Origin of the sequence: Pseudoalteromonas sp. S4741 (assembly GCF_005886135.1) — a bacterium.
Taxonomy (GTDB): Bacteria; Pseudomonadota; Gammaproteobacteria; order Enterobacterales; family Alteromonadaceae; genus Pseudoalteromonas; species Pseudoalteromonas tetraodonis.
The window spans coordinates 1-6118 of sequence record NZ_PNCN01000126.1; the positions used below are offsets into that span (position 1 = coordinate 1).

The window sequence follows — 6118 nt, forward strand, 5'->3', positions numbered from 1 at the left end:
GGAGTCCATACATCTGCTACCAGTTTGATGTCTACACAAGCTCGCAGCTCGCCACTCGAAGCTCGCCACTCGCAGCTCGCCACTCGAAGCTCGCCACTCGCAGCTCGCCACTCGAAGCTCGCCACTCGAAGCTCGCCACTCGCAGCTCGTCACTCGAAGCTCGTTGTCTTCTCATTTATTTCCCTGTCAGTATTTATAACTTAATGCTAATGTTTAAGTTATAAAACTTGCTTTTAAAATGAACCACTTTAAAGTTTTAGCTGATAGCTAAAACATGTTTTACACTCTGGAGTAATTATGTCTAATTGGATTGATGCCACAGTAAAGTCAGTTAAATGGTGGAATGAATCGTTATTTAGCTTAACGGTTAACGCCGATGTAGAACCGTTTAAAGCAGGGCAATTTACAAAGCTCTCTATTATGGACGGTGAAAAACGCATTGCTCGTGCTTACTCGTATGTTAACGCACCAGATGATCCAAATTTAGAATTTTATTTAATTAATGTAGTCGATGGCCAATTGTCATCGCATTTAGCACAACTTACCCCAGGTGACACTGTACTAATGGAGCGTCGTGCTAGCGGTTTTTTTACCCTTGACGAAGTGCCAGCGAGTGAACAACTTTGGATGCTTAGCACCGGCACCGCCATTGGCCCGTTTTTATCTATATTGCAGCAAAGTGAGGTATGGCAAAAATACAAACATATCAACTTAGTGCATGGGGTACGGCAAAATAGCGATTTAAGTTATCAGGAGCTTATTAACAAACTAATAAAATCACACCCTAGTCAACTGAACTATATTCCGGTTGTTAGCCGTGAGATACCTTTACAAGGCTTAGCAGGCAGAATTACCACTGTGATTGAAAACAACGCTTTATATGAGCACGTGGGGTTATACGCTACACCAAATAACGCCCAATTTATGCTGTGTGGTAATCCGCAAATGGTTAAAGACACCACAGAGTTATTATTGGCTCAAAATTATAAGCGTAATCGTCGAAAAGAGCCGGGACATATCACGGTTGAGCAGTATTGGTAGCGAGCTATAACGTTATAATAACTATCTCATGAGGGTAAAATTTGCTATGTTGCGCTTTAATTGTATTTAGTCTTCGTACTTAGGAAATCCATGAAATCTTTATTTATTATTTGTGCCTGTTTATTGGCCGTTTTCACTCTAAACAGTCATGCTATAGAGCAATCAACATCGCTGAACGAGACTAAACAAACACAGCAAAAAAATGCAGCGCAACAGCAAGACGCGCTTGATATATTAAGCCAAGAGGCTAATACACCAAAAAAGCCAGTTGTTGAGAAAGTTAAAGCCGATGACTCTCAAGTACTTGGCAGCGAATCAACAAAGCCGGTTCAGCAGCCTAAAAGTAAAGTAGATAAAGCACAAGCTGTTGCGCAAGCTGAGCAAGCAGTGACGCAAGCAAAAGAGGCACTTACAGCAAGGCAACAAGCCAAAGCAAAACAGTCGCGCGAGTCACTGGCTGTTGTTGAGCAATTAGTAAATGCTTACAACGCACGTAACATTGAAGAATTTATTCGCATGTATGATGAAGATGTTGAGTTTTATATTTTCCCGAATGAGCTATTATTTAAAGGCAAAGAAAAACTAATAGCGCGTTATGGCATTATGTTTAAAAAGCTAAAGTGTCTGCACTCATCACCTATTAAGCGTATTGTGCATGGTGACATTGTGATTGACCATGAGCTATCAGAAACCTGCTCTAACGATCCGAACGTGATAGATAAACGTTCAGAGCTTATTTCAAGCTATCAAATTAAAGATGGCAAAGTGGTTAGGGTATTATTTTTTAGGTAATTCTTAATTATGCAGCTAAGTGACGAGAAAAAAATTCGTGTAATGTATCGTGTAGAGCCCGGCTGTTTAGGCCCTGAGGGCGCAGGCCACATTGAAGACTTTTGTCGCTTTGCGAACAAGCATATTAAGTCGCCTTATTATGCGCAGTTATTATTTTTACCTCGATACGACAAGCAAAAAGATGAGCGGCAATACAGCGTTAAAAACCGCAACTTATCTCAAGTGCAGGCTAAAGCGTATTTAAATCATTTTGAAATCAACATAGAAGACTTTGAAGAGCAGCTCGACGAGCTGCTTACTAAGTCAATAGATTTGTACTTTAAACGCTAAGCTCTATTGACCTTTGTAGAATGATATGTGTTTAATCTAGAGGCAGTTTAATTGCGGCGCGAGGTTTTAACCTAGTGGGGTCGATAACTGCGCCTAAGTGATTCTACTGGCTTACATCCTTGTAATAATAAGTAAAAACTGAGCAAAACTTTTGCGTTCTGCTCACGCTTTTTACCACCCTCCCTGTAGGCTACGAAGTTTAGGCTTCGTTTGAAACTATCGCATTAAAGCTATCGTTATCATGCAGGCTGGCAAAGGCACTTTCATGAAGTAGCTCGTTTCGTAAGTTGGGTGAGTATTCAAGCGACATTTTTATATCGGCTAGAGCATCTGCATGCTCATGCGTTAAAGCATACGCACAGGCGCGCTGCCAGTATGCGTAACCATAGTCGCTATCTATATCAATTGCTTGATTACACAGCTCAATAGCTTGCTCAGTCTCATTTAATTCTAGTAAAGCATCCGCTTTGTAGGCAATGGCTTCTACATCTTCTGGTTTACGTTTTAAAATTTCATCGAATATTTCAATTTTATTCGCAATATCACTTTCAAGGTTGGCTCGCATCCATAACGAATGAACTTCATTAGTGATTGATATGCGTTCTTGGTTACTGAGTATTTCTTCAGAGCGTACTCGCAGTTTTTCTTCTAATATTTTCAAGCGATCTTCATATTCATCAGTAATAACACTCACTCGGGTGTTTACTATATCTTCTACTTTGTTCTTTACATCACGTAACGAGTTCCAACCTACTAAAACCAAAATAGACGCGGTGGCGGTAATAATAAAAAATACATTATTAATGGTATCTGTGGTGTAGGTAAGCGCCCGATCGGCGGTGTCTAACTGTGCATGCGTAACTTGTTTGGTCACGTCTTCACGCAGTTTTTGTTGATCTTGGCGTACCGACTTTAATTCGTCGAGAATATAACGTTCAAGTAATGGTTTGTACAAAGGGGCTTCTAGCTGTGCTAATTCACGCTGTTGTTGCTCGTTGAGTGCTGCGGTGTTTTTATCAGCAGCTTGCACCGCAGATGAAAAAACACCACTAAATACAATAAATAGTAAAAAATAAAAACGCATTGATATGCCTAGTTAAAAAATTAGTTAATCGCTTTGTTAACTTTAACATGCGCACATCATTGGTACTAGGGTGAGGATAGGGAAGCTGGAATTAACTCAAAATCTTTTATTACAGGCAAAAAAAATCCAGCCCAAGGTGGGCTGGAAAAAACTACATCAACATATCAAGGGAATAATAGGAGATAGGTGCTATTGTATGTTTGCCTACCTGAATTTTTACTTAACTAAATTCAAATAGATAAAAATTAGAAAGAAATAAAGGTGCATAAGTAACTTATACACCTTTTATAACTATAATTTCATGGCGAAGGGGGGTATTCCACTGTGCACTTAAGAAAACCTAAGTCACTTTCAAACCCTTCAGCGGACATTACGTGGCTATTTTTAATAACGATCATCTATTTTATAAAAAGTTTTAATATTAAGCACACCGCTGGCAGCATCATCATATTTATAAATGAGATTAATCGTTTTAAAGCATTACTTTTCCCTAGCGTATCAAATCAGCTACACGTATATTGAATAAGCAGAAACCATAAACGTCATTCATTAAAATAATAGCGCTCCCAATTGGTGAATGCCAAAAGCAGTAAGCATGGGCGTTTTTACTTATATTTAAAAAGGAGCTCAATATGGATAATCATAAAGCGGGTAAATGCCCGGTTATGCACGGCAGTAATACTACAACCGAAAACACCAATACAGATTGGTGGCCAAACTCACTTAATTTAGACATTCTTCATCAGCACGATAGCAAAACCAGCCCCTACGACAGCGACTTTAATTACGCCGACGCGTTTAATTCACTCGACCTAGAAGCACTTAAAACCGATTTAAAAGATTTAATGACTCAAAGCCAACCTTGGTGGCCAGCTGATTGGGGGCACTATGGAGGCCTGATGATCCGTATGGCATGGCACTCTGCGGGCTCGTACCGTTTAGCTGATGGTCGAGGCGGTGGTGGTACCGGTAATCAACGTTTTGCACCACTTAATTCGTGGCCAGATAATGCCAACCTAGATAAAGCGCGCCGTTTATTATGGCCAATTAAAAAGAAATATGGCAACAAGCTTTCATGGGCCGATTTAATTATTTTAGCCGGTAATATGGCGTACGAATCAATGGGATTAAAAACCTTTGGTTTTGCCGGTGGCCGTGAAGATATTTGGCATCCAGAAAAAGACGTTTATTGGGGCGCAGAAAAAGAATGGCTTGCGCCAAGTGATGAGCGATATACCCAAGTTGATAAACCCGATACCATGGAAAACCCATTAGCGGCAGTGCAAATGGGTTTAATTTACGTAAACCCAGAAGGGGTAAATGGTAAACCTGACCCACTTAAAACCGCAGAACAAGTGCGCGAAACCTTTGCACGTATGGCAATGAACGATGAAGAAACCGCAGCGCTAACGGTCGGTGGCCATACAGTAGGTAAAACGCATGGTAACGGCAAAGAAGAAAACTTAGGCCCAGAGCCAGAAGCTGCCGATGTGCACGAGCAAGGCCTTGGCTGGAATAACCATAAAACCCGTGGCATTGGCCGCGATACCATGACTTCTGGTATTGAAGGCGCATGGACAACCTACCCAACTAAATGGGACAACGGTTATTGTAAACTGCTGCTTAATTACGAGTGGGAGCTAACCAAAAGCCCTGCTGGTGCTCATCAGTGGGAGCCGGTTAATATTAAAGAAGAAGATAAACCCGTCGATGTGGAAGACCCATCGATTCGTTTAAACCCAATAATGACCGATGCCGACATGGCAATGAAGCTCGACCCAGCGTACCGTAAAATTATTGAGCGTTTTAATGACGATTTTGAGTACTTTACTGACGTATTTGCCCGCGCATGGTTTAAGTTAACCCACCGTGATTTAGGGCCAAAATCACGTTATTTGGGCGCCGATGTACCCAGTGAAGATTTAATTTGGCAAGATCCTATTCCTGCAGTTAATTACACCCTAAGCGACGCTGAAATAACCGATTTAAAAGCGAAGCTACTTAATTGTGGATTAAGTGAAACCGACTTAATTAATACCGCATGGGATAGCGCCCGTACTTATAGAGGCTCCGATCACCGTGGTGGTGCAAATGGCGCCCGTATTCGCCTTGCTCCGCAAAATAACTGGCAAGGTAACGAGCCTGCGCGTTTAGCTAAAGTACTTAGCGCACTTGAAACACTGCAAGCGAGTTTAACTAAGCCTGTTAGTATGGCCGATTTAATTGTACTTGGCGGCACCGCTGCGGTTGAGCAAGCGGCTAAAAAGGCAGGAGTAGATATAACCGTACCGTTTGCCCCTGGGCGTGGCGATGCTAGTGATGATATGACCGACGCAGAGTCATTCGAGCCATTAGAACCCATTCATGACGGTTTTAGAAATTGGCTGAAAAAAGACTATGCTGTATCCGCCGAGGAGCTATTACTAGAGCGCAGCCAATTAATGGGCTTAACCGCACCAGAAATGAGCGTATTACTTGGTGGTATGCGCGTACTAGGTACTAACTATGGCAATAGTGAATATGGCGTATTTACCGATAACGTAGGCGTACTCAGTAACGACTTTTTTGTTAATTTAACCGACATGAACAACCGCTGGGAGCCTGCAGCTAAAGGCGAGTACAACATAGTCGACCGCGCTAGTGGTAAAACTAAGTACACGGCTACGCGGGTTGATTTAGTATTTGGTTCAAACTCAATACTCCGTGCACTGGCAGAGTTTTATGCTCAAGACGATAACAAAACTCGTTTTGTACACGACTTTGTCGCCGCATGGGTAAAAGTGATGAACGCCGACCGGTTTGATATTAAATAAACCTAAGTAAAATTTAAAAAGGAGCAGCAATGCTCCTTTTTTTTATATTATTTAAAGG

5 protein-coding genes are annotated in these 6118 nt (G+C 41.5%); 4 read left to right on the forward strand and 1 reads right to left on the reverse strand.

Annotated features, from left to right (window positions below; genetic code table 11):
• The first annotated feature begins 297 nt into the window (after positions 1 to 297).
• From CWC30_RS15405 to CWC30_RS15415, 3 genes are all read left to right on the forward strand, one after another.
• Positions 298 to 1041 (forward strand): ferredoxin--NADP reductase, encoded by a 744-nt coding sequence (locus tag CWC30_RS15405; protein WP_138627535.1) that lies wholly within the window; start codon positions 298 to 300, stop codon positions 1039 to 1041.
• Between the two features lie 90 nt (positions 1042 to 1131).
• Positions 1132 to 1833: a nuclear transport factor 2 family protein gene (locus tag CWC30_RS15410; RefSeq protein WP_138627536.1), complete on the forward strand. Its 702-nt coding sequence runs from the start codon at positions 1132 to 1134 to the stop codon at positions 1831 to 1833.
• A gap of 9 nt (positions 1834 to 1842) precedes the next feature.
• Positions 1843 to 2163, forward strand: coding sequence for a hypothetical protein (locus CWC30_RS15415; protein WP_138627537.1), 321 nt, complete (start codon positions 1843 to 1845; stop codon positions 2161 to 2163).
• A 199-nt stretch (positions 2164 to 2362) separates the two neighbouring features.
• On the opposite strand, the gene CWC30_RS15420 is transcribed toward CWC30_RS15415, so the two are convergent.
• Positions 2363 to 3247, reverse strand: coding sequence for a tetratricopeptide repeat protein (locus CWC30_RS15420; RefSeq protein WP_069439065.1), 885 nt, complete (start codon positions 3245 to 3247; stop codon positions 2363 to 2365).
• 632 nt (positions 3248 to 3879) lie between these two features.
• Here CWC30_RS15420 and katG point away from each other — a divergent pair.
• Complete coding sequence (katG, locus tag CWC30_RS15425) at positions 3880 to 6060, forward strand: catalase/peroxidase HPI (RefSeq protein ID WP_138627538.1); 2181 nt, start codon at positions 3880 to 3882, stop codon at positions 6058 to 6060.
• Positions 6061 to 6118: the final 58 nt, after the last annotated feature.

What these genes read in the sequence shown, in the direction of transcription:
- katG (WP_138627538.1), top strand. Translation starts at nt 3,880, where the DNA reads ATGGATAATCATAAAGCGGGTAAATGCCCGGTTATGCACGGCAGTAAT.
- CWC30_RS15410 (WP_138627536.1), top strand. Translation starts at nt 1,132, where the DNA reads ATGAAATCTTTATTTATTATTTGTGCCTGTTTATTGGCCGTTTTCACT.
- CWC30_RS15415 (WP_138627537.1), top strand. Translation starts at nt 1,843, where the DNA reads ATGCAGCTAAGTGACGAGAAAAAAATTCGTGTAATGTATCGTGTAGAG.
- CWC30_RS15405 (WP_138627535.1), top strand. Translation starts at nt 298, where the DNA reads ATGTCTAATTGGATTGATGCCACAGTAAAGTCAGTTAAATGGTGGAAT.
- CWC30_RS15420 (WP_069439065.1), bottom strand. Translation starts at nt 3,247, where the DNA reads ATGCGTTTTTATTTTTTACTATTTATTGTATTTAGTGGTGTTTTTTCA.